Raw genomic sequence first — 440 nt, forward strand, 5'->3', positions numbered from 1 at the left:
GGACCGATCGACCAGACGTTGATCGGTGACGGCACGAACATGTATCTGTTCTTCGCCGGGGACAACGGCAAGATCTACCGGGCCAGCATGCCGATCGGGAACTTCCCCGGGAACTTCGGCTCGAGCTACACCACGATCATGAGCGACACGACCAACAACCTGTTCGAGGGCGTTGAGGTCTACAAGGTCCAGGGTCAGAACCAGTACCTGATGCTGGTCGAGTCGATCGGTTCGCAGGGCCGCTACTTCCGCTCGTACACCGCGACCAGCCTGGGTGGTTCGTGGACGCCGCAGGCGACCAGCGAGAGCAACCCGTTCGCCGGCAAGGCCAACAGCGGCGCCACCTGGACCAACGACATCAGCCACGGCGACCTGGTCCGCACCAACCCCGACCAGACCAAGACCATCGACCCGTGCAACCTGCAACTGCTCTACCAGGG

General features: G+C 62.7%; 1 protein-coding gene. It reads left to right on the plus strand.

The genetic code is table 11. The features are described 5' to 3' along the window. The coding region (locus tag EFE23_RS27925) for a non-reducing end alpha-L-arabinofuranosidase family hydrolase (RefSeq protein ID WP_255421188.1) at nt 1-440 on the plus strand (440 nt) is incomplete at both ends.

The sequence above is a fragment of the Micromonospora solifontis genome (genome assembly GCF_003725545.1).
GTDB lineage: Bacteria > Actinomycetota > Actinomycetes > Mycobacteriales > Micromonosporaceae > Micromonospora > Micromonospora solifontis.